25 protein-coding genes and 1 riboswitch are annotated in these 24,567 nt (G+C 65.9%); of the genes, 10 read left to right on the top strand and 15 right to left on the bottom strand.

Going from position 1 to position 24,567, the window contains the following annotated elements:
- Positions 1-7: 7 nt before the first annotated feature.
- From cobA to cbiE, 5 genes are read right to left on the bottom strand one after another with little or no spacing between them, the layout of a single operon-like run.
- On the bottom strand, positions 8-736 hold the full coding sequence (cobA, locus tag ABIB78_RS31710; RefSeq protein WP_429031840.1) for a uroporphyrinogen-III C-methyltransferase: 729 nt from the start codon (positions 734-736) through the stop codon (positions 8-10).
- On the bottom strand, positions 733-2,043 hold the full coding sequence (locus ABIB78_RS31705) for a cobyrinate a,c-diamide synthase (protein WP_429031838.1): 1,311 nt from the start codon (positions 2,041-2,043) through the stop codon (positions 733-735). Before ABIB78_RS31705 ends, cobA begins: the two co-directional genes overlap by 4 nt.
- Entirely contained in the window at positions 2,040-2,825 is a 786-nt protein-coding gene (gene cobM / locus ABIB78_RS31700) for a precorrin-4 C(11)-methyltransferase (RefSeq protein WP_429031835.1), read from the bottom strand. The genes ABIB78_RS31705 and cobM overlap by 4 nt, the downstream gene beginning before the upstream one ends.
- Complete coding sequence (locus ABIB78_RS31695) at positions 2,822-3,190, bottom strand: cobalamin biosynthesis protein (protein ID WP_429031832.1); 369 nt, start codon at positions 3,188-3,190, stop codon at positions 2,822-2,824. Before ABIB78_RS31695 ends, cobM begins: the two co-directional genes overlap by 4 nt.
- A complete protein-coding gene (gene cbiE, locus ABIB78_RS31690) occupies positions 3,187-4,368 on the bottom strand; it encodes a precorrin-6y C5,15-methyltransferase (decarboxylating) subunit CbiE (protein ID WP_429031830.1) in 1,182 nt (393 codons plus the stop codon). The genes ABIB78_RS31695 and cbiE overlap by 4 nt, the downstream gene beginning before the upstream one ends.
- Here cbiE and ABIB78_RS31685 point away from each other — a divergent pair.
- Positions 4,367-5,116 (top strand): cobalt-precorrin-6A reductase, encoded by a 750-nt coding sequence (locus ABIB78_RS31685; RefSeq protein ID WP_429031827.1) that lies wholly within the window; start codon positions 4,367-4,369, stop codon positions 5,114-5,116. The genes cbiE and ABIB78_RS31685 overlap by 2 nt on opposite strands.
- On the opposite strand, the gene cobJ is transcribed toward ABIB78_RS31685, so the two are convergent.
- From cobJ to ABIB78_RS31650, 7 genes are read right to left on the bottom strand one after another with little or no spacing between them, the layout of a single operon-like run.
- Positions 5,092-5,826 carry a precorrin-3B C(17)-methyltransferase gene (cobJ, locus tag ABIB78_RS31680; protein ID WP_429031825.1) on the bottom strand — a complete coding sequence of 245 codons (735 nt, stop codon included), beginning with the start codon at positions 5,824-5,826 and terminating at the stop codon, positions 5,092-5,094. The genes ABIB78_RS31685 and cobJ overlap by 25 nt on opposite strands.
- A complete protein-coding gene (locus tag ABIB78_RS31675) occupies positions 5,823-6,554 on the bottom strand; it encodes a precorrin-2 C(20)-methyltransferase (RefSeq protein ID WP_429031824.1) in 732 nt (243 codons plus the stop codon). Before ABIB78_RS31675 ends, cobJ begins: the two co-directional genes overlap by 4 nt.
- Before the next feature lie 2 nt (positions 6,555-6,556).
- Positions 6,557-7,186 (bottom strand): precorrin-8X methylmutase, encoded by a 630-nt coding sequence (locus ABIB78_RS31670; RefSeq protein WP_429031822.1) that lies wholly within the window; start codon positions 7,184-7,186, stop codon positions 6,557-6,559.
- The gene (gene cobG / locus ABIB78_RS31665; protein ID WP_429031820.1) at positions 7,186-8,349 is read right to left on the bottom strand and encodes a precorrin-3B synthase; all 1,164 of its coding nucleotides are present in this window, start codon (positions 8,347-8,349) and stop codon (positions 7,186-7,188) included. The genes ABIB78_RS31670 and cobG overlap by 1 nt, the downstream gene beginning before the upstream one ends.
- Positions 8,346-11,594: a cobaltochelatase subunit CobN gene (cobN, locus tag ABIB78_RS31660; RefSeq protein ID WP_429031818.1), complete on the bottom strand. Its 3,249-nt coding sequence runs from the start codon at positions 11,592-11,594 to the stop codon at positions 8,346-8,348. Before cobN ends, cobG begins: the two co-directional genes overlap by 4 nt.
- Positions 11,594-12,628 carry a cobalamin biosynthesis protein CobW gene (gene cobW, locus ABIB78_RS31655; RefSeq protein WP_429031815.1) on the bottom strand — a complete coding sequence of 345 codons (1,035 nt, stop codon included), beginning with the start codon at positions 12,626-12,628 and terminating at the stop codon, positions 11,594-11,596. Before cobW ends, cobN begins: the two co-directional genes overlap by 1 nt.
- On the bottom strand, positions 12,625-12,999 hold the full coding sequence (locus ABIB78_RS31650) for a DUF1636 family protein (RefSeq protein ID WP_429031813.1): 375 nt from the start codon (positions 12,997-12,999) through the stop codon (positions 12,625-12,627). The genes cobW and ABIB78_RS31650 overlap by 4 nt, the downstream gene beginning before the upstream one ends.
- A gap of 91 nt (positions 13,000-13,090) precedes the next feature.
- A riboswitch (cobalamin riboswitch) is annotated at positions 13,091-13,299 on the bottom strand.
- A gap of 36 nt (positions 13,300-13,335) precedes the next feature.
- Between ABIB78_RS31650 and cobO the strand changes: the two genes are divergently transcribed.
- Both cobO and ABIB78_RS31640 read left to right on the top strand, forming a co-directional pair.
- The gene (cobO, locus tag ABIB78_RS31645) at positions 13,336-13,989 is read left to right on the top strand and encodes a cob(I)yrinic acid a,c-diamide adenosyltransferase (protein WP_429031810.1); all 654 of its coding nucleotides are present in this window, start codon (positions 13,336-13,338) and stop codon (positions 13,987-13,989) included.
- Positions 13,990-14,000: 11 nt separating this feature from the next.
- Positions 14,001-15,449, top strand: coding sequence for a cobyric acid synthase (locus tag ABIB78_RS31640; RefSeq protein ID WP_429031808.1), 1,449 nt, complete (start codon positions 14,001-14,003; stop codon positions 15,447-15,449).
- Here the strand turns inward: ABIB78_RS31640 and cobD are convergent.
- Positions 15,446-16,411, bottom strand: a complete 966-nt coding sequence (gene cobD / locus ABIB78_RS31635; RefSeq protein WP_429031806.1) for a threonine-phosphate decarboxylase CobD — start codon at positions 16,409-16,411, stop codon at positions 15,446-15,448. The genes ABIB78_RS31640 and cobD overlap by 4 nt on opposite strands.
- An 11-nt stretch (positions 16,412-16,422) precedes the next feature.
- A complete protein-coding gene (cbiB, locus tag ABIB78_RS31630) occupies positions 16,423-17,364 on the bottom strand; it encodes an adenosylcobinamide-phosphate synthase CbiB (RefSeq protein WP_429031805.1) in 942 nt (313 codons plus the stop codon).
- Between the two features lie 146 nt (positions 17,365-17,510).
- On the opposite strand from cbiB, the gene cobU reads away from it, so the two are divergent.
- The 6 genes from cobU to ABIB78_RS31600 all read left to right on the top strand — a co-directional run bounded on the left by cobU (position 17,511) and on the right by ABIB78_RS31600 (position 21,175).
- Positions 17,511-18,014 carry a bifunctional adenosylcobinamide kinase/adenosylcobinamide-phosphate guanylyltransferase gene (cobU, locus tag ABIB78_RS31625; protein WP_429031802.1) on the top strand — a complete coding sequence of 168 codons (504 nt, stop codon included), beginning with the start codon at positions 17,511-17,513 and terminating at the stop codon, positions 18,012-18,014.
- 32 nt (positions 18,015-18,046) lie between these two features.
- Positions 18,047-18,679: a 5,6-dimethylbenzimidazole synthase gene (gene bluB / locus ABIB78_RS31620; RefSeq protein ID WP_429031997.1), complete on the top strand. Its 633-nt coding sequence runs from the start codon at positions 18,047-18,049 to the stop codon at positions 18,677-18,679.
- Positions 18,657-19,001, top strand: a complete 345-nt coding sequence (locus tag ABIB78_RS31615) for a hypothetical protein (protein ID WP_429031800.1) — start codon at positions 18,657-18,659, stop codon at positions 18,999-19,001. The genes bluB and ABIB78_RS31615 overlap by 23 nt, the downstream gene beginning before the upstream one ends.
- Entirely contained in the window at positions 18,998-19,210 is a 213-nt protein-coding gene (locus tag ABIB78_RS31610; RefSeq protein ID WP_429031797.1) for a CbtB domain-containing protein, read from the top strand. The genes ABIB78_RS31615 and ABIB78_RS31610 overlap by 4 nt, the downstream gene beginning before the upstream one ends.
- 10 nt (positions 19,211-19,220) lie before the next feature.
- Positions 19,221-19,958, top strand: a complete 738-nt coding sequence (locus ABIB78_RS31605) for a CbtA family protein (protein ID WP_429031795.1) — start codon at positions 19,221-19,223, stop codon at positions 19,956-19,958.
- A gap of 179 nt (positions 19,959-20,137) precedes the next feature.
- Positions 20,138-21,175, top strand: coding sequence for a LacI family DNA-binding transcriptional regulator (locus ABIB78_RS31600; protein WP_429031793.1), 1,038 nt, complete (start codon positions 20,138-20,140; stop codon positions 21,173-21,175).
- A gap of 151 nt (positions 21,176-21,326) precedes the next feature.
- On the opposite strand, the gene ABIB78_RS31595 is transcribed toward ABIB78_RS31600, so the two are convergent.
- Positions 21,327-22,958, bottom strand: a complete 1,632-nt coding sequence (locus ABIB78_RS31595; protein WP_429031790.1) for a flavin-containing monooxygenase — start codon at positions 22,956-22,958, stop codon at positions 21,327-21,329.
- Positions 22,959-23,138: 180 nt separating this feature from the next.
- On the opposite strand from ABIB78_RS31595, the gene ABIB78_RS31590 reads away from it, so the two are divergent.
- A complete protein-coding gene (locus ABIB78_RS31590) occupies positions 23,139-24,365 on the top strand; it encodes an ABC transporter substrate-binding protein (protein ID WP_429031787.1) in 1,227 nt (408 codons plus the stop codon).
- The last annotated feature ends 202 nt before the right edge of the window (positions 24,366-24,567 follow it).

Here is a 24,567-nt window from a genome sequence, read left to right as displayed (position 1 = left end):
GGCCGCGTCAACCTTGCTCCGGCGCCAGCGAACCAAACAGGATGACGGCAGCCGCCGTGGCAGCGCCGGCATCCGTGAGCCGTTCGGCCAGTTCAGCGATCGTCGTACGAACGAGCCGCTCGTCGGCGTGGCCGAGCGACTCCGCCAACAGTGCAGGCGTGTCGGGGGCGAGACCATGCGCAATCAGTCTTGCGGCCAGGGCCGGGAAAGTGCGCCGCCCCATATAGACGACGGTCGTCGCTTCCGGATCGGCCAGCGCCGCCCAATTCAAATCTGCCGGCAACTGGCCGGTGACGTCGGCACCGGTCACGAACTGGACCCGGCGCGAGGTCAGCCGTCGCGTCAGCGGAATGCCGGCCTGCGCGGCGGCGACCGAGGCCGAGGTCACGCCGGGAATGATCTCGTAGCCGATGCCTGCATTGCGCAGCGCCTCGATCTCCTCCTCGAGCCGTCCAAAGATGCCGGCGTCACCGGATTTCAGCCGCACCACCCGCACGCCGGTCGCTGCGTAGTCGACCAGCAGCCGGCTGACATGATGCTGCCTCGCCGACAGGCGGCCGGCGCGCTTGCCGACCGCGACGAGATTGGCGCCTGTGCGCGCGAGATCGAGGATCGCGCCCGAGGCGAGGTCGTCATAGAGCACCACGTCGGCCTCACGCAGACGGGTGGCTCCCTTTATTGTCAGGAGTTCGGGATCGCCGGGGCCGGCCGAAACGAAGGAAACAAATCCGCTCACCGGTCCTCCGCAATCATATGGAAGAATGTACCCGTTGTGTTGCCCCGCCGCGATCCGGTCTCCGCAACGACTACGCCAGTCGCATCACGCACCACCGCGAGCGGCGTATCGGGCTGCCCGACGATCGTCGAATAGTGAAATTCGTGACCGCGCAACCGTGCTCCTGGGCTGTGCCCGGGTATCGGTTCAGCAAGCTCGGCGAGGCGGTAGCCCAGATGCATGCGGCGCCTGGCATAGCTCGTCTCAAGGCCGAGCAAGCCCGCCATCTCGTGGCGCACGCCTTCGGCGTCGGTCAGCGCGGCGCCCAACACCATGTAGCCCCCGCACTCGCCATGCACCGGCCTCGTCTCGGCGAAGGCGCGTACCCCACTGAGAAATCGCCCGTTGGCAGCAAGCCGACCGGCATGCAGTTCAGGATAGCCGCCGGGCAGCCAGCACACATCGGCGTCCGCGTCGGGGCCTTCGTCGGCAAGCGGCGAGAATGTCACGATCTCAGCGCCGGCTGCGCGCCAGGCTTCAAGCATGTGCGGGTAGACGAAGGAGAACGCGGCGTCGCGCGCAAGCGCAATGCGCTGGCCGGGCGGCGTGATGTCCAGGCCACGCGCGGCTGATTGCGGCGACCAAATGCGTGCCGACTGCATCACCGCGTCCAGATCGACATGTTCGACGACGAAGCGTGCGGCTTCGTCGATCAGACCGTCGATTTGGGCCTGCTCTTCGGCCTGCACCAGGCCGAGATGACGCTTCGGCAAGGCGATCTCGGCATGGCGGGGCAGCGCACCTAACACCGGAATGCCCGCGCCTGCCATGGCATCGCGCACCAGAGCTTCGTGCCTCGCACTCGCGACACGGTTGAGAACGACGCCCGCAAGCCGCACGCCGGCGCGAAAATCACGCAATCCCGCCGCGACCGCCGCGGCCGTCTGCGCCTGGCCTGACGGATCGATCACCAGCAGCACCGGCCATCCCATCATCTCGGCGATATCAGCCGTGGCGCCGGTACCCGAGACGCCACGCACAGCGACGCCGTCAAACAATCCCATCGAGCCTTCGGCCAGCACGAGATCGGCGTCCGCGCCGCGGCTTGCCAGATGTGCGATCGCGTCGCACGCCATCGCCCAACTATCGACGTTGACGGATGCGCGTCCCGTAGCGACCGCGTGAAAGGCGGGATCGATGTAATCCGGCCCGCTCTTGAGGCATTGCACCTTCAAGCCACGATTGCGATAGGCGCGCGCCAGCGCCAGGGTCAGCGTCGTCTTGCCGACACCGGATGCCGGCGCAGAGATGACGAGGCCCGCGGTCATCGCGACGGCTCGGGAAAGCGCGGCTCCGGCCCAACCGGGCGGTAGCGGCGGTCGTAGTCGGCCGCATAGAGCCGGCTTTCGGTGAATTCGCCCGCGCCGAGCGTCTTGCCGACCAGGATGAGCGCGGTGCGTTCGAGCTCGGGGCCAACCGCGGCATCGAGCGTCGCAAGCGTCGCGCGCACGATGCGCTGGTCCGGCCAGCTCGCGCGCCAGACGATCGCCACCGGACAATCCGCGCCATAGTGCGGTGTGAGCTCGGCGACGACCTTGTCCAGCAGATGGATCGAGAGATGGATGGCGAGCACCGCGCCGGTCGTGGCAAAGGCCGCCAGCGTCTCGCCATCAGGCATCGCGCTGGCGCGGCCCGGCGTGCGCGTCAGCACCACCGATTGCGCAAGGCCGGGCAGCGTCAGTTCGGCCTCCAGTGCCGCTGCGGCCGCCGAGAACGCCGGCACGCCGGGCGTGACCGAATAGGGAATCTGTAACGCGCGCAACCGACGCAGTTGTTCCCCCATTGCCGACCAGATCGAGAGATCGCCCGAATGCAGCCGCACGACGTCCTTGCGCTCTGCATGTGCCGCGGCGATCTCGGCGATGATGTCGTCAAGCGAGAGCGGCGCGGTGTTGACGATACGCGCGTCCGGCGGGCAATGCGCCAGGACACCGGCCGGCACCAGCGATCCGGCATAGAGACAGACCGGGCAAGAGGCGATGAGATCGCGCCCACGCAAGGTCAAGAGATCGGCGGCGCCCGGTCCTGCGCCGATGAAATGCACCGTCATTCACCGTCTCCTTCTGCGATCGCCGCGGTGGCCATCCGATCCTGTGACGTCGCCCGGCGCGCAATCAGGCGCGCGCCGCGCCCGGCGGCCGCGACCGCCGCCGCTTCGGCGATCGAGCCCGTCCCGAACCTGGCCCTGATGAATTCGGATTGTGTTGCGGTCTTTATCTTAGCCAATATCGCGGCAGGAATGCCGCGGATCGGCACTCCCAACTCCTGCGCGAGCGCTTTCAACGCCACCGCATCGGCCTTGTCGCTCACCGTTGCAACTGCCGCAAGGCCTTCGGAACCGCCGGCGGCGTCGAGCGCTTCGCGCAACGACGTGACAGTGGAACCGCGCCTGAATCCCAAACCCGCGACCTTCATCGGACCGCGCTCCATTGCACGATCGGCCGCGCGGCTTTCCAGGAGCGATACAGGCCCAACGGCTCGGCCTGGGCGATCTCCAGGCGCATCAATTCGCCGCCGTAGCGTTGATGCAGATCGGCAAGCAGCGCCTCGGTTTCCAGAGTCACCGCATGCGCAATCAGTCGCGCTCCCGGCGCGATGCGCGACCAGATCGCATCGAACATATCAGCATCGAGGCCACCGCCGATAAACACGGCATCGGGCGCCTCGAGGCTCGATAAAATGCCGGGCGCCTCGCCTTCGATGACGGTGATCCGGTGGATCAAGCCGAAGCTCGCCGCATTGCTGCGGATGTTGGCGGCGCGATCGCCGCGGGCCTCGATGGCAACCGCCGTCCCTCCGCAGAGCGCCCACTCGATGGAGATCGAGCCGGAGCCCGCGCCGACATCCCACAATCTCTCACCCGGTCGCGGCGAAAGTGCCGACAGCGCAAGCGCGCGGACCGGCCGCTTTGTCAATTGCCCGTCATGCGCAAAGAGCGCGTCGGGAAGACCCGAGCTGTGTGCGATCCCTTGCATTCCCCTCGCCTCCAGCGCAACTGCGACCAGGCTGTCGCCCGAATCGCCGGCATAGTTGTCGGCGCGATGCTGCGTGATGGCTTCACGCGGTCCGCCAAGTGCGGAAAGCATCCACATCGCCGATGGCCCCCAGCCGCGCTCCGTGAGCCAACGCCCGAGATCGGAAGCCGCGTTGCCATCCCGCATTAGGCAGATGATCCGTGCGCCACGCGCCAGATGCGGCAACAGCCGTTCGAACGGTGCGGCATGAAGTCCAAGGCAGGTGACATTCTCGAGGCGCCAGCCCAGGCGGGCTGCCGCCAGCGAGAACGTCGACGGCGCGGAGTGCGCGATCCACTCATCGGCTTGCAGCTTCTCGGCGAGGCTTCCGCCGACGCCGTGCCAGAACGGATCACCCGAGGCGAGCACAACAGTCGGGCGACCGCGGCAGCCCAGCACGATGTCCGCATCGAACGGCACCGGCCAGGCACGACCACGGTCGATGATGCCGGCCAGCGCGAGGTGACGTTCGCCGCCGAAAACCGTTTCGGCTTCACGAAGCGCCTTTCGGCTTGCGTCGGAAAGGCCGGCAAGGCCATCTTCGCCGATGCCGATGATGGTCAACCAGGGATTACCCATGATGCGCGCCCTGATTCTGGGCGGAACGGCCGACGCCAATTTGCTCGCTGCTACAATCGCGCGCGCGGGGATCGACGCGATCTATTCCTATGGCGGCCGCACCCGTGCGCCGGCCGATCAGCCGTTGCCGACGCGTATCGGCGGATTCGGCGGCGTCGGCAGTCTTGCCGATTATCTGCGTCGCAAAAGCATCACGCATGTGATCGATGCGACGCATCCATTCGCCGCCGAGATGAGCCGCAACGCGATCGCCGCATGTGCGCAAACCGCGACGCCATTGATCGCGCTCGAACGTGCGCCCTGGAACAAAACCTCCGGCGATCACTGGATCGAGGTCGCGGACCTTGTCTCGGCGGTCGCGGCGTTGCCCGACAGCCCCACGCGCGTGTTCCTCGCGATCGGCCGCCAGCACATCGCGCCCTTCGGCAGCCGGCCGCAGCATGCCTACACGTTGCGTTTCGTCGACCCACCCGACGAGAGGCTGCCGTTGCCCGGTGCCGACGTCATCGTCTCGCGCGGGCCATTCACGCTCGACAACGAACTCGCGATGATGCGTGCGCGTCGCATCGAATGGATCGTCGCCCGCAATTCCGGCGGAACCGGCGCGCGCGCCAAGATCGATGCCGGCCGCGCGCTTGGCCTTCCCGTCATCATGATCACGCGGCCGCCGCTGCCCGAGAGGCCGCGGGTGGAAAACGTGAGCGAAGTGATGGAGTGGCTCGGTCATCGGACCTGCCTCGGCGCGTAGACCCAGCGGCCGACCCGCCGCGTCGCCGAATTGCCGAGGATCACGAGCGTCCGCATGTCGGCCATCTCGGGCCGCGCGTCGCGCAATTCGACAGTCTCTATCCGCTGCTCGGGCGTACTGACGGCACGCGCGAACACCACGATCCGCTCGTCATTGCCCGCCTCGCGCAGGATCTCGAGCACGCGACGGAAACCCTCCGGCCGGCTCGCCGAGCGCGGATTGTACATCGCGATCGCGAAGTCGGCCTCGACCGCGAGCCGCAGGCGCTTCTCGATCAGCGGCCATGGCTTGAGATTGTCGGAGAGGTTGATCGCGCAAAAATCATGACCGAGCGGCGCACCGGCGCTCGCTGCCGCCGCTAGCATCGCCGTAACGCCGGGCAGAACGCGAATCGGCAGGTCGTGCCATTGCGGCGCATCCTCAAGCGCTTCGAACACGGCGGATGCCATGGCGAAGACCCCCGGATCGCCTGAGGACACCACAACGACATGGTGTCCTTCGGACGCAAGCCGCAGCGCCTCGCCGGCGCGCTGTAACTCCACGCGATTGTCCGAGGGATGCAGCGTGAGCCCGGCGCGCGGTCGCACCCGTGTCACATAGGGCGCATAGCCGATGATGTCGCTCGCAATTGCGAGCGCCGCGGAGACTTCCGGCGTGATCAGCGCCTCATCGCCCGGCCCAAGTCCCGCGATGGTCAGCGTTCCGGTCATTGCGGCGCCTCCCTGCGCCGCCCCTGCCCGTGCACCAGCACGATCGCAAAATACGGACAGTCTGCCTCGCCGGTATCTGCGAGCCGGGCGACCCGCTGATCCGGCATGGTGCCGCGTTCGACGAGCCACGCATCGTCGAGACGCCCGGCGGAAGCGAGTGCGCGGCGGATCTTCTTGAGATTGCGGCCGGTCTTCATGACGACGAGCGCGTCGGAGCTGCGCATCCGCTGCTCGAGCTCGGCCTCCGGCAGCGTGCCCATCAGAACCATGGTCACATCGTCGGCGAGCGCGATCGGCCGACCGACCGAATTCCAGCAACCGGCCATGCCGGGAATGCCGGCGATCACCTCGATCTCGATACGTCCCTGCAGGCGCGCATGCAGATGCATGAACGAACCGTAGAAATAGGGATCGCCCTCGCAGAGCACGATGATGTCGATCGCGCGCGCAAGCCGCGCCAGGCGCTCGGCCCATTCGTCGTAAAAGCCCGCGAGCAGCCGCGCGTAGTCCGGACTGTCGAAAGCGATCTCCGTCGTGACCGGATATTCCATCGGATATTCGCTGACGTCGGCGGCAAGTAATCCTTCCACGATGCGGCGCGCCTGTCCCAACTGCCCCTTCTTGCGAAAATAGGCGACATGCTTCGCGGCACGCACAATGCGGTCGGCGCGCACGCTCATCAAGTCCGGATCGCCTGGGCCGAGGCCGCAGCAAATGATGCGCCCCATCGCTATTCGCTCCGGCTCGCCAGCGCGTTGACGGCCGCAACCGTGATCGCCGACCCGCCAAGACGCCCTTCGACTGTCAGCGCCGGCACGGGGGGATCAGCCATCAATGCCGCCTTGGACTCGGTCGCGCCGACGAAGCCGACCGGACAGCCAATGATCGCCGCCGGCCTCGGACAATCGGGATCCTCCAGCATGTTGAGAAGATGGAACAGCGCCGTCGGAGCATTGCCGATCGCAACGATCGCACCGGCCAGATGTGGCCGCCACAGCTCGAGCGCTGCCGCGGAGCGCGTATTGCGCATCGATTGCGCGAGTGCCGGAACCTGGGCATCACCAAGCGTGCACATGACGGCGTTGCCGGCCGGCAGCCGTGCGCGCGTGATGCCCTCAGACACCATGCGCGCGTCGCAGAGGATCGGCGCGCCGCTCTGCAAGGCTGTCCGTGCGCGCGCAGCCATGCCGGGCGTGAAGCGGACATGCGCTTCCAGGCCTATCATGCCCGCGGCATGGATCATGCGAACGACCACCGGCTCCTCGTCGGGCGTAAAGCCCGCAAGGTCGGCCTCGGACCGGATGGTGGCAAAGGACTGCCGATAGATCGCCGCACCGTCGGTCTGGTAGACATGCGGCATCAATGGCCTCCCGTCAGCACGGAGGGATTTGCGACAAGGTACGAACCGGTCAGTCCGCGCAGGGCCGGCACACCCCGGGTCGTGCCGCGGCGGATGAGATCGAACCCCTCGCTTGACGCAACGAGGGTGACGTCAGCAGAGCCGGAATGGGCACAGCCCTTGGTGCAGCCGGAGACGTGAAGCCGTGCGTCCACCGGGATAAACGATGCAAGCGCCGATGCCAGTGCACGCGTATCCGCATGCGCCTCACGACAGCGCGGTGCGCCGCTGCAAGCGATCATGCGGAGCGCCGGATCACTGGGATCAGTGACGAGGTCCGCCCCACGGGGCATCTCGTGCATCCCCTCCGCCAGCACCATCCGCCACGGCGTTATGCGGAGAGCCTGCGTGCACCCGGCGAGATGGCTGAGCGTCTGATGCGGCATTTGCCCGAAGGCAACACCAACCATCGCACCGATCGGATAGAGGCCGGGAACAGGCTCTGCCGATCGGGCCACAGGCTCCGCTTCACCGCGAAGCGACTGCGGCAAGCTCCCGCCGCCGGCCAGATGAGACGCCATCCGTCGCTTCTCACCCTTGGCTCCGCCGGAGGTGACAAACCATTCGGCCATCGCGAGCGCGATATCCACCGCCTCTCTGCGCGAGACAGAGCGACCGTAACGTGCGCCATCGGCACGTACCAGCAGTCCGCCGTCGCGGTCGCGCTCGATCCTGATATCCGCCGACGCGCGAGCCAACACCCGTTCATTGCCATCATCGATCGCGAATCCGAACTTGGTCGGAAGATCGAGCGACGTGCCGGCCAGCGCCCGTTCGAGCTCGGCCGCGAGCAAGCGCGTATCGTCATCGGCGGTCCAGAATGGCGCCACCAAAACGTTGCGTTGCGCCTCGGTATCCCTATCCGCGTCCAGCAACGCGAGTTCGGTGAGCCCATCGATCAAGAGTGGATAACCCGCATCGCCAACGCCGCGGATCTGGAGATTGGCGCGGCTGGTCAGATCGATCAGGCCGTTGCCATATCGCCCAGCGAGCTCAGCGATTCCTGCCGCCTCCGTTGCGTCGAGCCGCCCGTCGCGCGGGCGGATGCGCACCACGAGGCCATCGCCGGACTGCATCGGCCGCAGCGCGCCTGGACACCAGCCCTTGATAACAACCGCGCTCACGAGGCCTCCTGCAATGCCGCCGCAATCGAGTTGCGCCGCGTCGGCCAGAGCGAGGCTTCGTGCAACCGGGTGAAGCAGGTTTCGATCGCAGCCAGCGTCGCCGGGTTTTCACGCGCCATGAACGCGCGAACCTCGTCATTGCCGAGCGTCGCGTCGTAGTAAAGGTCAAACAGATGTGGCGGCACCACACCGGCGAGATGCGCGAACGCCGCCATGTGCTCCAGCGTTGCCGATATCTCGGCGGCGCCACGGAAGCCGTGGCGCATCATGCCGGCGATCCACGCAGGATTGGCGGCGCGTGCGCGCACCACCCGCGAGATTTCCTCGGTCAGTGAACGAGCATGCGGTTGATCCGGCCGTGTCGCATCGAGGTGATAGAGCGACGGGACCTTTGCGCCAAGCCGACGCGCCGCCGCGGCGATACCGGCCTCGTGCACGGCATAGTCTGCCGCCAGCAGCAGATCGGTCTCCGGCAGATCCTGGGTGTGGACGAAGCTGTCGGCAGCAGCGAGCCTTGCCTCGATGCCGGCGCGGTCGGGCCGCATCTCGCCATCGGACGCGAGTGCCCAGGACGATGCCGACAGCCAGGCTTCGCCGGCCGCGTCGCGCGCTTCCTCCGTGAAAACATCGGGCACCGACGCGATGCCGGCGCCGTAGTGTCCGGGGCTAGGACCGAACACGCGCGAGATGCGCCGCCGGTAGGGGTTCTCGTCCACCTCCTCGCTGCGCTCGGACAATGCCTGCGCCGCGGCTTCGAACAACTGCGCCAGCCCCGTAAACACGTCGCGGAACAATCCCGACACGCGCAGCGTCACGTCGATGCGCGGACGGCCGAGCTCCGCCGGCGCGATGATGTCGTAGCCCGACACCCGGCCCGACCCATGATCCCAGCGCGGCGCGATCCCGGCGAGATGCAGAGCCATCGCAAAATCCTCGCCGGCGGTGCGCATCGTCGACGATCCCCAGAGGTCGACGACAAGTCCTTTCGGCCAGTCGCCGTGATCCTGCAGGTGACGGCGCAGCAGCTCCTCGGCAAGCTTCACGCCTTGCGCTTGCGCCGACGGCGTCGGCACCGCGCGCGGATCGACCGCAAACAGGTTGCGGCCGGTCGGCAGCACGTCGCTCCGCCCGCGATAGGGCGAGCCCGACGGTCCCGGCGCAACACGCCGGCCGGCGAGTGCATCGCGCAACGCCGCCCTTTCGGCTTCGCCGCAGGCGCCCTGCCCGAACACGTGCAGGCCGTCGCCGAACTGGCTTTCCTTGAGATCGCAGACGAAACGATCGATCTGCGGAATGGCCTCCGCCGCTGAGATCGACGCGGCGAGACCTAGATCGTCCTCCAGGCCGGCCAGCCGCGCTTCCTCGCGGATATCAGCAATCAGGCGCTGCCGCCGCGCCGGATCAAGACCGTCGGCGGTGGAATATTCATCAAGCAACTGCTCAAGCCGGCGCAAGCCTTGCGGCAGCGCCGCTTGCGCGAGCGGCGGCGGCAAATGACCGATCGTCACGGCGCCGATCCGGCGCTTGGCCTGCGCCGCCTCGCCGGGATCGTTGACGATGAAGGGATAGACAACGGGCAGATCGCCGATCAGCGCTTCCGGCCAGCATGCGGATGACAGCGCAACCGATTTGCCGGGCAGCCACTCCAGCGTTCCATGTGCACCCATGTGAACGACGGCATCGATACCCTGCTGCTTGAGCCACAGATAGAACGCGACGTAAGCATGACGAGGTGTGCGCGAGAGATCGTGATAGTCGGCATCGCGGTGACCGGCCTCACCGCGCTCGGGCTGAACGGCGATGATCGACTTGCCGCACCGGAGCGCCGCAAAATGAAATGCGCCGTCACGGCAATCGGGATCATCTTCCGGCGCGCCCCATGCGCGGGCGAGTTCGTCTTGCAATTGTTGCGGAAGGCTGGAACGTGCAGCGCAATACTCGGCGGTGCTCCAATTCAATTTCTGGCGTGAGAGCACCGCGCCCAGCGACTCCACCGGCTCAAGATCAAATCCCTCAGCCCCGAGATCAGCCAGCAACGCCTCGACCGACGCAAGTGCGTCGAGGCCAACGGCATGCGCGATCTGATACGGGCGGCCCGGATAGTTCGAGAGCACGAGCGCGAGTTGCTTGTCCTGCGCCGGCTTGTCGGCAAGCCGCTGCCAAGCTGCCACGCGCGCGGCAATCGCTGCAACGCGCTCGGCATCCGGCCGATGCGCAAGATGCGCGAACTGCAGATCTGGATCGCGCTCACCGGGCGACTTGAAGCTCACGACGCCCGCGAACAGGCGTCCGTCGACCTCCGGCAGCACCACATGCATTGCGAGATCGCCCGGCGAAAGACCGCGGAGCGACCCGGCCCAATCCTCGCGCCGCGCCGTGGACAGGGCGACCTGGTACACCGGGCACGATGCGGCGTCGAACGCCGTCGTGCCATCATCACCAGCCGCGGAGAACGCAGTCGCATTGACGATTGCGGCCGGCGGGCATTGCGCAAACTGAACGCGCAGCCAAGCGGCCACGTCCGCCGCCTTCAACGAGGTGACGAACACACCGTGGGCATCAAAGCCTTTCCCGCGCAACGCATCAATCAGCGCATCGACCGGTGCCGTGTCGCCGGCTGCCAGATAGGAGCGATAAAAGGTCACCAGCGCCCGCGGGCGACCATCCGATGCCGGCAGCGCCGCGACGGCGCCGCGACGGCAATCGTAGACGCCGATCTCGGGAAGATCGATCTCGCCAGTGACAGGCCCGGCATAAAGTCCTGACGCCAGCGCCAGCTGCGCGATCACGGCCTGCGCGGCAACCGGGCCGCCCTTGTCGCACAGCACCTTGAGCCGACGGAGCGTCGAGACCGGCAGCGTTGAAAATTCATCCAGCCGCAAATCGTCGCGGCCATCTGCCGGGAGCACGACCAGCGCGATGTCGCGCTCCTTCGCCAGACGATGCACTGCGGCCAGCCCGTATGACCAATACGGCTCGCCGCCGATCAGCCGCACCAGGATGCCGCGGGCGTGCGACAGCGTCCGCTCGATATAGGTATCAACCGACAGCGGGTGGCGCAGCTCCGCGAGATTGGCGAGCCGCAGCGACGGCAACGCGGCGCGGCCCCGCCGCCAGCCGGCCGCGAAGGCAGCGAGATCGCTGTCGGAAAACGACAACACCACGAGATCGGCCGGATCCTGGCCGAGGTCCCTCGGTGTCGCGGTCTCCTCAAGGCCGCGGCTCTCGCGGAAGACGACGTGCATCAGACACCAAGCCGAGCCCTGATCGCGGCTTCATCGATATCGCCGTGTTCGCCGATCACGACGAGCTTCGACTGCCGCGGGCGTACGCCCCAGGGCATGTCGAACTGATGCCTGACCCGCTCGCCGACCGATTGCACCAGCAACCGCATCGGTTTGCCCTCGACTGCAATGTAACCCTTTGCGCGCAGCACATTCTGCTCGCGCGCCAGCCCCTTGATCGACGTGACCAACGCATCGATATCCGCGATCTCGGGAAGATCGATCACAACGGAATTGAAATCGTTGTGTTCGTGCTCGTCCTCGCCGTCGTGGTGAGACGGCCGCGACGCGAGGTCATCCTCCGCCGCGGCACCGAGCCCCAGGATCACGCGCGCGTCGATCGCGCCATCAACGACAGGTAACATCGGCACCTCGCGCGGCATTTCAGCTGCGATCAGCGCCTTGGCCGCCTTGATCCCCGCCGCCCCTGCGAGATCGGCCTTGGTCAGCAGCACGATGTCGGCGCATGCGATCTGGTCCTCGAACACTTCCGACAGCGGCGTCTCGTGGTCGAGATTCTCGTCCGCAGCCCGCTGCGCATCCACCGCGGCTGGGTCCGGCGCGAAGCGGCCGGCCGCAACGGCCTCGGCATCGGCCAACGCGATCACGCCGTCGACCGTGATCCGCGAACGGATCTCCGGCCAGTCGAACGCCTTCAGCAACGGCTTCGGCAGCGCGAGCCCCGATGTCTCGATCACGATGTGGTCTGGCCGCACGCGCCGCGCCAGCAATTGCTCCATGGCCGGGATGAAATCGTCGGCGACGGTGCAGCAGATGCAGCCATTGGCGAGCTCGACGATGTTCTCGGTCGGGCAATTGGCGTCGGCGCACGACTTCAAGATGTCGCCGTCGACGCCTTCGCTGCCGAATTCATTCACCAGCACCGCAAGCTTCTTGCCACTGGCATTCCGGATCAGATGCTGGATCAGCGTCGTCTTGCCGGACCCGAGAAAGCCGGTCACGACGGTGACCGGAACCTTGGCGAGCGTGGTCATTCTGCGGCCTCCGGCACGACGGTGATGGGTGGAATGCGGGCAAGCGATTGCTTGCGAAAGATTTCCGGACGGCTGCGCCATGGCACAATGCCGTCAGGCGCCGCCGCATAAGCGGAGGCGCCGGCAATCACATCCCGGGCATTGGCTTCGGAAAGTCGGCCATAGACATAGGACCACCGCCCCGGCGCGCTGAGCGCGACCGAGCAACCCTGGCTGCAGGCTGACAGGCATTCGACGGGAACCAGATTGACGTCATCGGGCACGCCGGCCTCAAGAAGCGCGGCGTGCAGGCGCGCGCCAGGCGCAGTCTCGCCTTCCGCCGGCGTTTGGCCGGCGCGACAGGTGACACAGACATGAAGAGTAACGCTCATCGCCCTTCCTGGATTGACTGCGGGAAGCGATGAGGCACACGAACCGGTGGACAGGTTCGTTCCCCGTCGCGGAACACCCCGTCCGCCGGTCTCACAACATGCTGCGTTGGCAGGTCTCCCGGCTTGCGGAGCAGGATTTCTCCCTTTGATGCCCACCTTCCCGACTCCATATGGAATCAGTGGCTTGGGCATCTCTCCGGTCACGGTCGCGGGGGCGGCTGCGTTTCAGGCCCACTTTGGGCCCTATCGCATTCCCTCTTCGCCTGTCGTAGGACAGGAACCAACGCGGGCCCACCATTCGTCCAAGCCTCGCACTTGTCAAGCCGAAGGAACGTGATGATTTCTGATGGAAACGACGCCGGGAATGGCACCGTCGGCACCGACCCATCGCTCGATGCGCGCCATGCGGCCAAGATGGCGAAGAAGAAGGTCGCCCGCGACAAGATCATGGCGACCAAGGGCGGTGAAAAGGGCCTGGTCATCGTTCATACCGGCGCCGGCAAAGGAAAATCGTCCTCGGCCTTCGGCATGATCGTGCGCTGTGTGGCGCATGGCTTTCCCTGCGCCGTGGTGCAATTCATCAAGGGCGCCTGGGATACCGGCGAGCGCCGCCTGCTGACCGGGCATTTCGGCGATCTCTGTCAATTCCACGCGATGGGCGAAGGTTTTACCTGGGAGACGCAGGATCGCGCGCGCGACATCGCGGCCGCCCAGGCCGGCTGGGAAAAGGCCAAGCAGCTGATCGCGGACCCGAGCTTGCGCATGGTGGTGCTCGACGAGATCAACATCGCGCTGCGCTACGATTATCTTGCGGTCGCCGATGTCGTCGACTTCCTGACGACGTCGAAGCCGCCAATGACTCATGTTGTGCTCACCGGGCGCAATGCCAAGGACGAATTGATCGAGGTTGCAGATCTCGTCACCGAGATGACGCTGGTCAAGCATCCGTTCCGATCCGGCATCAAGGCCCAGGCGGGCGTCGAGTTCTGACTGACATCACCATGGCGCGCGCATTGATGATCCAGGGAGCCGGCTCGGACGTGGGCAAGTCGCTCATCGTCGCGGGCCTCGCGCGCGCCGCCAGACGGCGCGGCCTGCACGTGCTGCCTTTCAAGCCGCAGAACATGTCGAACAACGCCGCCGTGACCGTCGACGGCGGCGAGATCGGACGCGCGCAGGCATTGCAGGCGTTCGCCGCCGGCGTCGAGCCGCACACCGACATGAACCCGGTGCTGCTGAAGCCGGAAACCGATGTCGGAGCGCAGATCATCGTTCACGGCAAGCGCGTCGCGACCGCCCGCGCGCGGGAATATGCCGGCATGAAACCGTCATTGATGGGCGCGGTGCTTGAGAGTTTTGCGCGTCTGAAGGCGCGCGCCGATCTGGTGCTGGTCGAAGGCGCCGGCAGCCCCGCCGAGGTCAATCTGCGCAAGGCCGACATCGCCAATATGGGCTTTGCGCGCAGGGCTGACGTCCCTGTGGTGCTGGTCGGCGACATCGACCGCGGCGGCGTGATCGCGCAGCTCGTCGGCATCAAGACGGTGATCGATCCGGAGGATGCCGCAATGATCCGGGGCTTCGTCATCAACAAATTCCGTGGCGATCCGACGCTGTTCGACGACGGCTACCGCCTGATCGAAGCCCGCACCGCGTGGCGCGGCTTTGGCGTGCTGCCCTGGTTCGTCCGCGCCGGCGAGCTTCCGGCTGAAGATGCGCTCGGACTCGGCGACGCGCGCAAACCCGGCCAGTGCAAGATCGCCTTTCTGGCGTTGTCGCGGATCGCCAATTTCGACGATCTCGATCCGCTGAAGCTCGAGCCCGGCGTCGATCTCGTGATGGTTCGTCCCGGCGAAGCCATCCCGGGTGATGCGCGGCTGGTCATCCTGCCCGGCTCGAAATCGACCCGCGGCGATCTCGCCTTCCTGCGTGCGCAAGGCTGGGACATCGATCTCCTCGCGCATCATCGCCGCGGTGGCCATGTGCTCGGTCTGTGTGGCGGGTACCAGATGCTCGGACAGACCGTCGCCGATCCCGATGGGATCGAGGGTCCCGCCGGCGAAACGCGCGGGCTCGGATTGCTCGATGTCACGACGACCATGTCCGAGCAGAAGACGCTGACGCGCGTCAATGCGGTGCATGCTGCGACCCATCAACCGATCAGCGCCTACGAGATCCACATCGGGCGCACCGATGGCGTGGACCGCGCGCGGCCATTTGCGTCACTTGACGGTGCAGCTGAAGGTGCCATTTCCGCAGACGGGCGCGTTCACGGCAGCTATCTGCATGGCCTGTTCACCTCCGACGATTTCCGCAAGGCCTTCCTTGCGCGACTCGACATCCCCGCGGCTGACCAGCCGTACGGCGCCAGGGTCGAGAGCGCGCTCGACGCACTTGCCGATCACATCGAGACCCATCTTGATGTCGAGGGCCTGCTCGCGCTGGCGCGTTAAGCCGACAGCACGGCGGAAAGGTGGGACCACTCTGTTTCGCTGCCCGGCAAGCCCAGGCGCAGCCATCCCGGCTTTTGCTGGAAGACGCGCGACCAGATCCGCGCACGGGCAAGCTTCTCTTGCGCGGCCAACGCATCGCCGGTCTCGTAGAGACGGAACAGCGGCGTGCCACCGACCAACGTCCAACCCTGCGATCGCGCCTCCGCATCGAGCCTGACGCAGTCGTCCACGAGCCGTGCGGCCGTGGCCCTTGCCCAGTCGTGATCGCGCAGCGCGCGCCGCCCGATCGCGATCGCGGCGCCCGAAACCGGCCATGGGCCCGTCGTCGCCGCAAGCGCGGCGATATCCGACTCGCTGCCGATCGCGAAACCGAGCCGCAAGCCGGCAAGTCCGTAAAACTTGCCGAATGAGCGCAGGATCAGGAGCCTCGCGCGCCCTGCCTCCGGTGCAAGCGAGATGCCGGGTACGGAATCCGCAAAACTCTCGTCAATCACGAGGCGTCCAACGCGCGGCAGCATCGCGAGCAGTTCGCGCCGATCATGGTGTCGCCCATCCGGATTGTTCGGATTGACGACGACGGCAATGTCCGCTCCTGCGAGCGCTGCGAGATCGGGCACCTCGGCAACGTCCCAACCGGCGGCCGACAACACCGCGGCATACTCGTTGTAGGTCGGCGCAAGGATACGCGCACGCCCGCGAGACGCCAGATGCGGCAGCAACTGAATGGCCGCTTGCGCACCGCCCATCGCCACGATCGGCGCTGAGGTGGCGTAGGCCTGCCGCGCCGCGCGGTGGAGGGATTTAATCTCGGATCGCGACGGCAACGCGCTCCATTGCCGCGGCTCCACATCGACATCAGGATAAGGCACCCGATTGATCCCGGTCGACAGATCGATCCAGTCTTCGGCAGCCCCGCCGAAGCGCTGCTGGGCGACATCGAGATTCCCGCCATGCTCACGCATGCGCCGCTCCTTCACGCCAGCGCCAGGACAACGAACGCCCCGGCCAACAGCACCATGGCGTAACGATAGAGCTTCAACCCGGTGAGGATATCTGCGGCACCCGGATCGCGCGCCCCTTCGTTCAGCCAGGACTCATCCGCAATCTGACCGTGGTAGATGCGCGGCCCGCTGAGCCGCACGCCGAGCGCGCCGGCCATCGCGGCTTCCGGCCAACCGGCATTCGGCGAGCGATGGCGCCGCGCATCGTGCAGCATGCATGACCACGCCTGCGAAGGCCGTGGAGCGAGCAGCACGAACAGAAAGCCAGTCAGCCGCGCCGGAATGATGTTGGCGAGATCGTCGATCCGGGCAGCGGCCCAGCCGAAGGCTTCGTGCCGCTCGGTGCGATGGCCTATCATGGAGTCCAGCGTGTTGATCGCCTTGTAGCCAAGGATTCCCGGCAGGCCGAACAGCGCCCCCCAGAACACCGGCGCCACGATGCCGTCGGAGGCATTTTCGGCGAGGCTCTCGATCGTCGCGCGTGCGATGCCGGCGTCGTCGAGCATTGCCGGATTGCGTCCGACGATTTGCGCGACCGCCGAACGTGCACCCCTGATGTCGCCGGATGCCAGCGGATTGGCCACCGCCGCGACATGCTGATGCAGCGAGCGCAAGGCCACCAGCGGCCACGCCACGACACCGACGAGGACGACGCGCACCCATCCTGATGCGAGCACGGACTGCACGGCCCAACCGAGTAAAGCTGCCAGCGCGATCACGAGGATGGCGGCCGCAACACCCGCCATGCGCCGAAACGCCGGCGGATCAAGGGCCCGGTTCCAGGCGCCATCGACAAAATTGATCAGCCGGCCGAGCCAGGTCACGGGGTGCCCGATGCGGGCAAACAGCCACGACGGCCAGCCGGTCAAGGCATCCACAGCCATCGCCACCGCCATCGCTCCCGCAAAACCCACGCACCTCTCCTCGCCTTGATCCCCCTGATGCGCAAGACGTCGGCCGAGTGCAAGCCCTCCGTGACGGATTTCGGCTTTGTCTTTCACCGCGATTGGTGGTTAGAGCGTTTTCGGGCGAAGTAGTACCGCTCGCAACAGGGGATCATATGGCCGTCATTCTGATCACGGGCGGAGCCCGTTCGGGGAAGAGCCGGCGCGCCGAACTTCGCGCGCACAGCTTTCCGGGTCAGCCGGTCTATATCGCCACTGCCGAGGCGCTCGATGCGGAAATGAACGAGCGGATCGCCAAACATCGCGCGCGGCGCGGCAGCCACTGGATCGAACGCGAGGTGCCGCTCGACCTCGTCGCATCGCTGTCTGAGACCGATGGGGGCGGCGCAAGGCTGGTCGATTGCCTGACGCTCTGGCTATCCAACCTGCTGCATGCGGAGCGCGACTGGTCGCAGGAAGTCATGCGGCTGGCAGATGCGCTGCCGGGTCAGCACAGCCCGGTTATCCTGGTCACCAACGAAGTTGGCCTCGGCATCGTGCCCGACAATGCGCTGGCGCGGACCTTCCGCGACGCCGCCGGTCTCATGAACCAGACAATCGCCGGCGTGGCCGACGAAGTCGAATTCGTCGTTGCCGGCCAGCCGATGAAGCTTAAATGAAGTCTGCGATCGATCCAGTCAAAGGCCCCGCGATGATCTCATTCGACGACGCGTTTCGCCGCCAACTGCACGAGCTGTTCGTGTGGCGGCGCGACGTACGGCGCTTCCGAACCGATCCGCTGCCGGATGGTACGATCGAGCGGCTGATCGAGATTGCCTGCCTTTCGCCTTCGGTCGGCCTGAGCCAGCCCTGGCGGTTCGTCATTGTCGACGATGAGGCACGTCGCGGCGCGGTGATCGAAGACTTCAAGGCCTGCAACGCCGATGCGCTGCGGTCCTATTCGGGCGAGCGGGCCGCAAAATATGCAGCCTTGAAGCTATCGGGCCTCGAGGAGGCGCCTGGCCATCTGGCCGTGTTCGCCGAGAAGACCGATCATATCGGTTCCGGGCTTGGGCGCGCGACGATGCCCGAGACGACAGAATATTCCGTGGTGGCCGCGATCTGCTCGATGTGGCTTGCCGCGCGCGCCGAAGGCATTGGGCTGGGCTGGGTGTCGATCCTCAATCCAGGTCGCGTTCATCAGATCCTGGAGATACCGGACGGGTGGAAATTTGTCGGCTACCTCTGCATCGGTTACCCTCAGGCAGAATGTGATCGTCCGGAGCTCGAACAGGCCAAATGGGAATCGCGGCGAGGTCCCGGTGAATTCACCATCCGACGCTGACGTCGCACCTGGAGTCGGCAGCGCCGCGAACGGCGACGTTCACTGGCGTGCCGATATCGCCTCCCTGATCTTTCCCGTCCCGGAGCATGGTGCCATCTGCGCGGTGCATCGGGGTGCTTTCCGGACGCTGCTCGGCCTGGACCCAACGCCGGAGGCCTGCATCGGCTATTTCGCGCGGTTTGAATGCGCGTTCAAGTCCGCGGCGTGCGCCAAGATCCAGCGCAGGCGCATTCCGGTTGGAACAAATCTGCATCTTACCAGTCGCGACATCGCTCGAAAGCTGCTAGAAGCCGACCAAATCGAACGTGGAGAACGACCATGAGCCATTCCCAGGTCACGCGAACCCAGGTCAGGCAAGCTCAAGTCACGCATCTGCCGGTCGCTACCGGACAGGTCGGACGGCTTGCCCAGTCCCTGATGGCGATGACGCTGGGTCTGTTCATCGTCGGAGTGGTCGGCTTCTCGCATATCGACGTGATCCACAATGCCGCGCACGACCTGCGCCATTCCAACGCATTCCCCTGCCACTGACTTCGTTGCAATGAGCACGTTTCGCTCGATCGTCTTCTCGTCGGTCATCGCGGGATTCATCGTTGGCCTGATCGTGACGGCAGTCCAGCAGTTCGGCACCGTTCCCCTGATCCTCAAGGCCGAGGTCTATGAGAAGGCGGCCGAGCACCGGCACCAGGCGTCAACGCTGCCGCAGGCGACCCTCGTGCACGATCATTCAGATCATGATCATGGCGCGGAGGCATGGGAGCCACGGGACGGACTCGAGCGCAACGCCTACACGGCAGCGGCGAACATCCTGACCGCAATCGGCTTTGCACTTCTGCTCGGCGGCTTCTTCGCCGTCCGCAGTGGCGCGACCGGCGAGCCGATCTCGTGGCACGAAGGCTTGATGTGGGGGCTCGCAGGCTTTGCCGTCTTCACGATCGCCCCGGGTCTTGGGCTGCCGCCTGAGCTGCCGGGCGTCCCCGCCGCTCCGCTGCTCTCGCGGCAGATCTGGTGGACGACAGCGGTGCTGGCGACATCAGCCGGCCTCGGGCTGATCGTTTTCCGGCGCTTGATGCCCGCCGCCATCGCCGGCGTGGTCCTGATCATGCTGCCGCATTTGATCGGTGCGCCTGAGCTCGAGCACGTCGAGACCAACGTGCCCTCGTCATTGTCGCACCAGTTCGTGGTCGCCGTCACACTGACCAGCCTGGTGTTCTGGACGCTGCTCGGCAGCCTGACGAGTGCCGCATTCGCGTATTTCGACCGGCCCGCGTCGGCGTGAGGCCACTGTCCGGTACCTTCATCCCGAAAGAACGCATCGGCCCGGTCGCTTGGCGATAGCGCTAGGAATCATTTGAGATTCTCGGCGGAGCCTGATTAGGTTCGGCGATGCTGTCTGCCGCGCGCCGCAATTGGCGCGCCTGGCGGCGGCAATGCCGAACCGACAGGACCCGACCACCGATGACCAAGGCACGGCGGACACGACCGACGATTCGTGACGTCGCGGCCGAGGCCGGCGTCTCCGTCAGCAGCGTCAGCCGGACGCTCAACGGCGGCATCTACACCAGCGCGGAACTGCATGCCCGCATCATGCGTGCGGTGAAGCGCCTCGGGTTCGAGCCCGACCAGGCGGCGCAGGCGCTGCGCTCGCGGGCCTCCAGCACGATCGGCTGCATGGTGGCCGATTTCTCCAATCCGCACTACACCGGCATGGTGAGCGCGGCGGAAGAGGAATTCCAGCGCGCCGGCTTCCTGCTGATGCTGGCGGCGACCAAGCACGAAGAGGCGCGCGAGGCGGCGTTCCTGTCGGCGGTGCGGCGGCGCCAGATGGATGGATTGCTGCTGTTCGCGGGCGACAATTCCCACAAGGACTTCATGAAGGGGCTGGCAACGCTCGACCTGCCCTGCGTCACCGTCGACCGCGAGGTGCCGGGCAGCGTCCCGGTTCGCGTCGATCACCGGGGTGGTGCGTTGGAGGCGACGCGCTATCTGATCGGACTCGGACATCGCCGGATCGCGCTGCTCACCGGAAGCGCCGCGGTGCTGCCGAGCTCGGAGCGGCTCGCGGGTTATCGGCAGGCGCACCAGGAGGCGAGGATCGAGGTCGATCCAGGCCTGATCCGTCCGCACATGCAGGGCGCCAACACCGCCTTCAGCTCGGTATGCCAGTTGCTGCAGTCGGCGAAGCCACCGACCGCGATCATCTCGCTCGGCACCAGCATGCTGGCCGAAGTGCTCGAGGCGATCACCAGCAACGGCCTGCGCTATCCGCAGGACGTGTCGCTCGTGTGCAGCGGCGACACCGACCTCGCCCGCCATGCGACGCCCGCGATATCGGCCTTGAGCTGGGACATGAACGAGGTCGGCCGCACCGCCGCGCGGCTGTTGCTCGAGCGGATCCGCGGCGACAAGGCCGGCAGCAGTGAACCGATCTTCCTGCCGACGCGCTTCATCCTGCGCCATTCCTGCGCCGCGCCGGCGGCGCGAGGACGGAGGTAATGTCCTGATCTGCGATCCCCCACTGGAAACGGTTCCAGTGCTAGATAACCTATCCGCGTCATTGCGAGCGAAGCGAACCAATCCATCTTTCGTGCAATGGAGAAATGGATTGCTTCGCTTCGCTCGCAACGACGGAGGCGAAAGACCGGCTTCAACGCAGCTCAAACCCCTCATAACCGCGCTGCGCGATCTGCGCGATGCGGTGGCGATAGCCCTGGCCGACATAGGGCATGAACACGCGCGGCTTCCCGGCGATGTTAGCGCCCTGGTACCAGGAATTGGCCTTTGGATAGAGCGTGCGGCTGGCAGCATCCGCGACATGCGCCATCCAGGCGCGTTCGGCGTCGCGTTCCGGCTCGATCCGCGTCAATCCCCTGGCGCGCATGCTGCCGAGGCAGGCCGTGATCCACTCGACATGGTTCTCGCAGGCATGAATCACGTTGCCGATGACAGATGGGCTGCCCGGCCCGGTCACGACGAACAGGTTTGGGAAGCCCGACACCATCAGGCCGAGATAGGCGCTCGGTCCGCCGGCCCAGGCCTCCTTCAACGTCGCACCGGCGCGCCCGCGAATTTGCATCGCGGCCAGCGCCCCGGTCATCGCGTCATAGCCCGTCGCCAGCACCAGCGCGTCGAGCGCGAAGGACCGCGTCGCGGTCTCGACGCCGGTCTCCGTGACAGACTTCAGCGGCTCCGCGCGCAGATCGACCAGCTCGACATGCGGCAGGTTGTAGGTCGCGAAATAGCCGGTATCGATGCAGATGCGCTTGACGCCGAGCGGATAATCCTTCGGTGACAGCGCCTCCGCCGTGGTCGCGTCGTTTACGATGCCGCGGATCTTGTCGCGCACGAAGTCGCAGGCGACATCGTTGACGGCCGCATCGGTCAGGATGTTCGGGAACGCGGTCAGAATGCCTCCGCCGCCCTGCTCCCATAGCTGTTCATAGCGCGCCCATTGCACGTCCCGCGCCGGCACCGGAGCGTCGAACGCATTCGCAGGGACCCGTCCGAACTCCGGTGTCTCGAGGCTCTCGCGATATTTCGCGATGACGGGCTCGGCGGTGGCGATGTCGGCGCCAGACAGCGGCGCATTGCGCGCCGGGACCGAGTAGTTTGGCGTGCGCTGGAATACGGTCAAGCGGCTCGCCGCCTTTGCGACCATCGGGATCGTCTGCACGCCCGACGAGCCGGTGCCGATCACCGCAACACGCAAGCCGGAAAAGTCGATCTCCTCATGCGGCCACTGCCCGGTGTGATAGACGGGCCCACCAAAACGCTCCAGGCCCGACAGCTTCGGCTTGTTGGGCACCGAAAGATTACCGGTCGCCATCACGCAAGTGGATGCGACGATGCAATCGCCGTGATCGGTGCGCACGGTCCAGCTCTCGCCTGCCTCGTCCCAGTCGGCGCTCGTCACGCGGGTGTCGAAGCGGATCAAGGAGCGCAGATCGAACCGGTCGGCGACGCGTTGCGCATAGCGCAGGATCTCGGGCTGGGCGGCGTATTTCTCGCTCCAGCGCCATTCCTGCCGCAGCTCCGGCGACCAGGTGTAGGAGTAGAACAGGCTCGGCACGTCGCAGCGCGCGCCGGGATAGCGATTCCAGTACCAGGTGCCGCCGACATCGGACGCGGCCTCAATGCCGATCACCTTCAGCCCGAGCTCGCGCAAGCGATAGATCGCATAGAGTCCGCCGAAGCCGGCACCGACCACGACGGCATCGCATTCGGCGACCAGCGGCGGCCTCGAGCCGCGGTCCGGGCTCGTCTGCTCCAGTCTGCTCATTTGTCACATCTCTCCGGCCGCAGGGAATATTGCCATCGGCAGCAACACGCGCTAATCTGGAAACGTTTCCAGACTGGAATCGATTACGACAATCTTCGCCGGGCGTCAACGCATCGGCCCTCAAGCGGGTCCACGCCGACGTCACAAGGCGATCAGCTGATATCGGGGAGTAACTCAGGGATGTTGAACGGTTTTTGCCTTCGCGCGTGCGCAGCGATCGCTGCAACGGTCGGCGCGTTGTCGCCGGCGCTCGCGCAAAAGAACTATGGCCCGGGAGTGTCGGATACCGAGATCAAGGTCGGCAACATCATGCCCTATAGCGGGCCCGCGTCCGCCTACGGCGCGATCGGCCGGACCGAATCGGCCTATTTCAAGATGATCAACGACCAGGGCGGCATCAACGGACGCAAGATCAACTTCATCAGCTATGACGACGGCTTCTCGCCACCGAAATCCGTCGAGCAGGCACGCAAGCTGGTCGAAGGTGACGAGGTGCTGCTGGTGTTCCAGCCGCTCGGCACCGCGCCCAACGTCGCGATCCAGAAATATCTGAACGGCAAGAAGGTCCCTCACATCTTCATCGCATCGGGCGCGACGCGCTTCGGCGATCCCAAGGACTTTCCCTGGACGATGGGCTGGCAGCCAAACTACCAGAGCGAAGGGCGCATCTACGCCAAGTACATCCTGGACAAACTCCCGAACGGCAAGATCGCAGTGCTCTGGCAGAACGACGATGCCGGCAAGGACGCCCTCAAGGGGTTGCGCGATGGCCTCGGCGACAAGGCCAGCAGCATGATCGTCGCCGACAAGTCCTACGAGCTGACCGATCCGACGCTGGATTCGCAGATCGTGGCGCTGCGCGCCTCGGGCGCCGACATCCTGTTCACCTGGGCGGCACCGAAGGGCGCGGCGCAGACCATCAAGAAAGTCGCCGAGCTCGGCTGGAAGCCGACCTTCTTTCTGACTTCCACCGCGACATCGGTCGCCTCGGTGATGCGCGCTGCCGGCATCGAACATTCGCAAGGCATCATCTCGGTCGCCTACCTCAAGGATCCGACCGACACGATCTGGAACGACGATGCCGAGACCAGGGAGTGGCGGGCGTTCATGGACAAGTACATGCCCGACGGCGACAAGACCAACGGCAACCACGTCTATGGCTACGCCGCCGCGCAAACACTCGCGCAGGTGCTCAAGCAGTGCGGCGACGATCTCACGCGCGAGAACATCATGAAGCAGGCCGCCAGCCTGAAGGACTTTGCGCCGAAGATGATCCTGCCGGGGATCAGGATCAACACCAGCGCGACTGACTTCCGCCCGATCGAGCAGTCGCAGTTGATGCGGTTCGAAGGCGAGAGCTGGAAGCTGTTCGGCAACATCATCACCGGCGAGGTCGGCAGCGAATAGTGCCGCCGTGCCTCTGTTCAATGAGAGGACGGAACGGGACGCAAAGCTGAGGCAATTCGCGTCGCGACAACGCGGGTGTTTGACTCACGGGCGTGCAGCATGTTCGACGTCGTCCCTGCGAAAGCAGGGACCCATATGTGGACGGCCCCCGTGGCACAAGAGCTTTTTGAGTAGATCGGATCGCTTGCATCCATATGTCCGG

Source organism: Bradyrhizobium sp. I1.14.4 (genome assembly GCF_050435825.1).
In the GTDB taxonomy this organism is placed as follows: Bacteria; Pseudomonadota; Alphaproteobacteria; order Rhizobiales; family Xanthobacteraceae; genus Bradyrhizobium.
The sequence above is the reverse complement of the archived record's forward strand: the minus strand, read 5'-3'. Positions and strand labels throughout refer to the sequence as shown.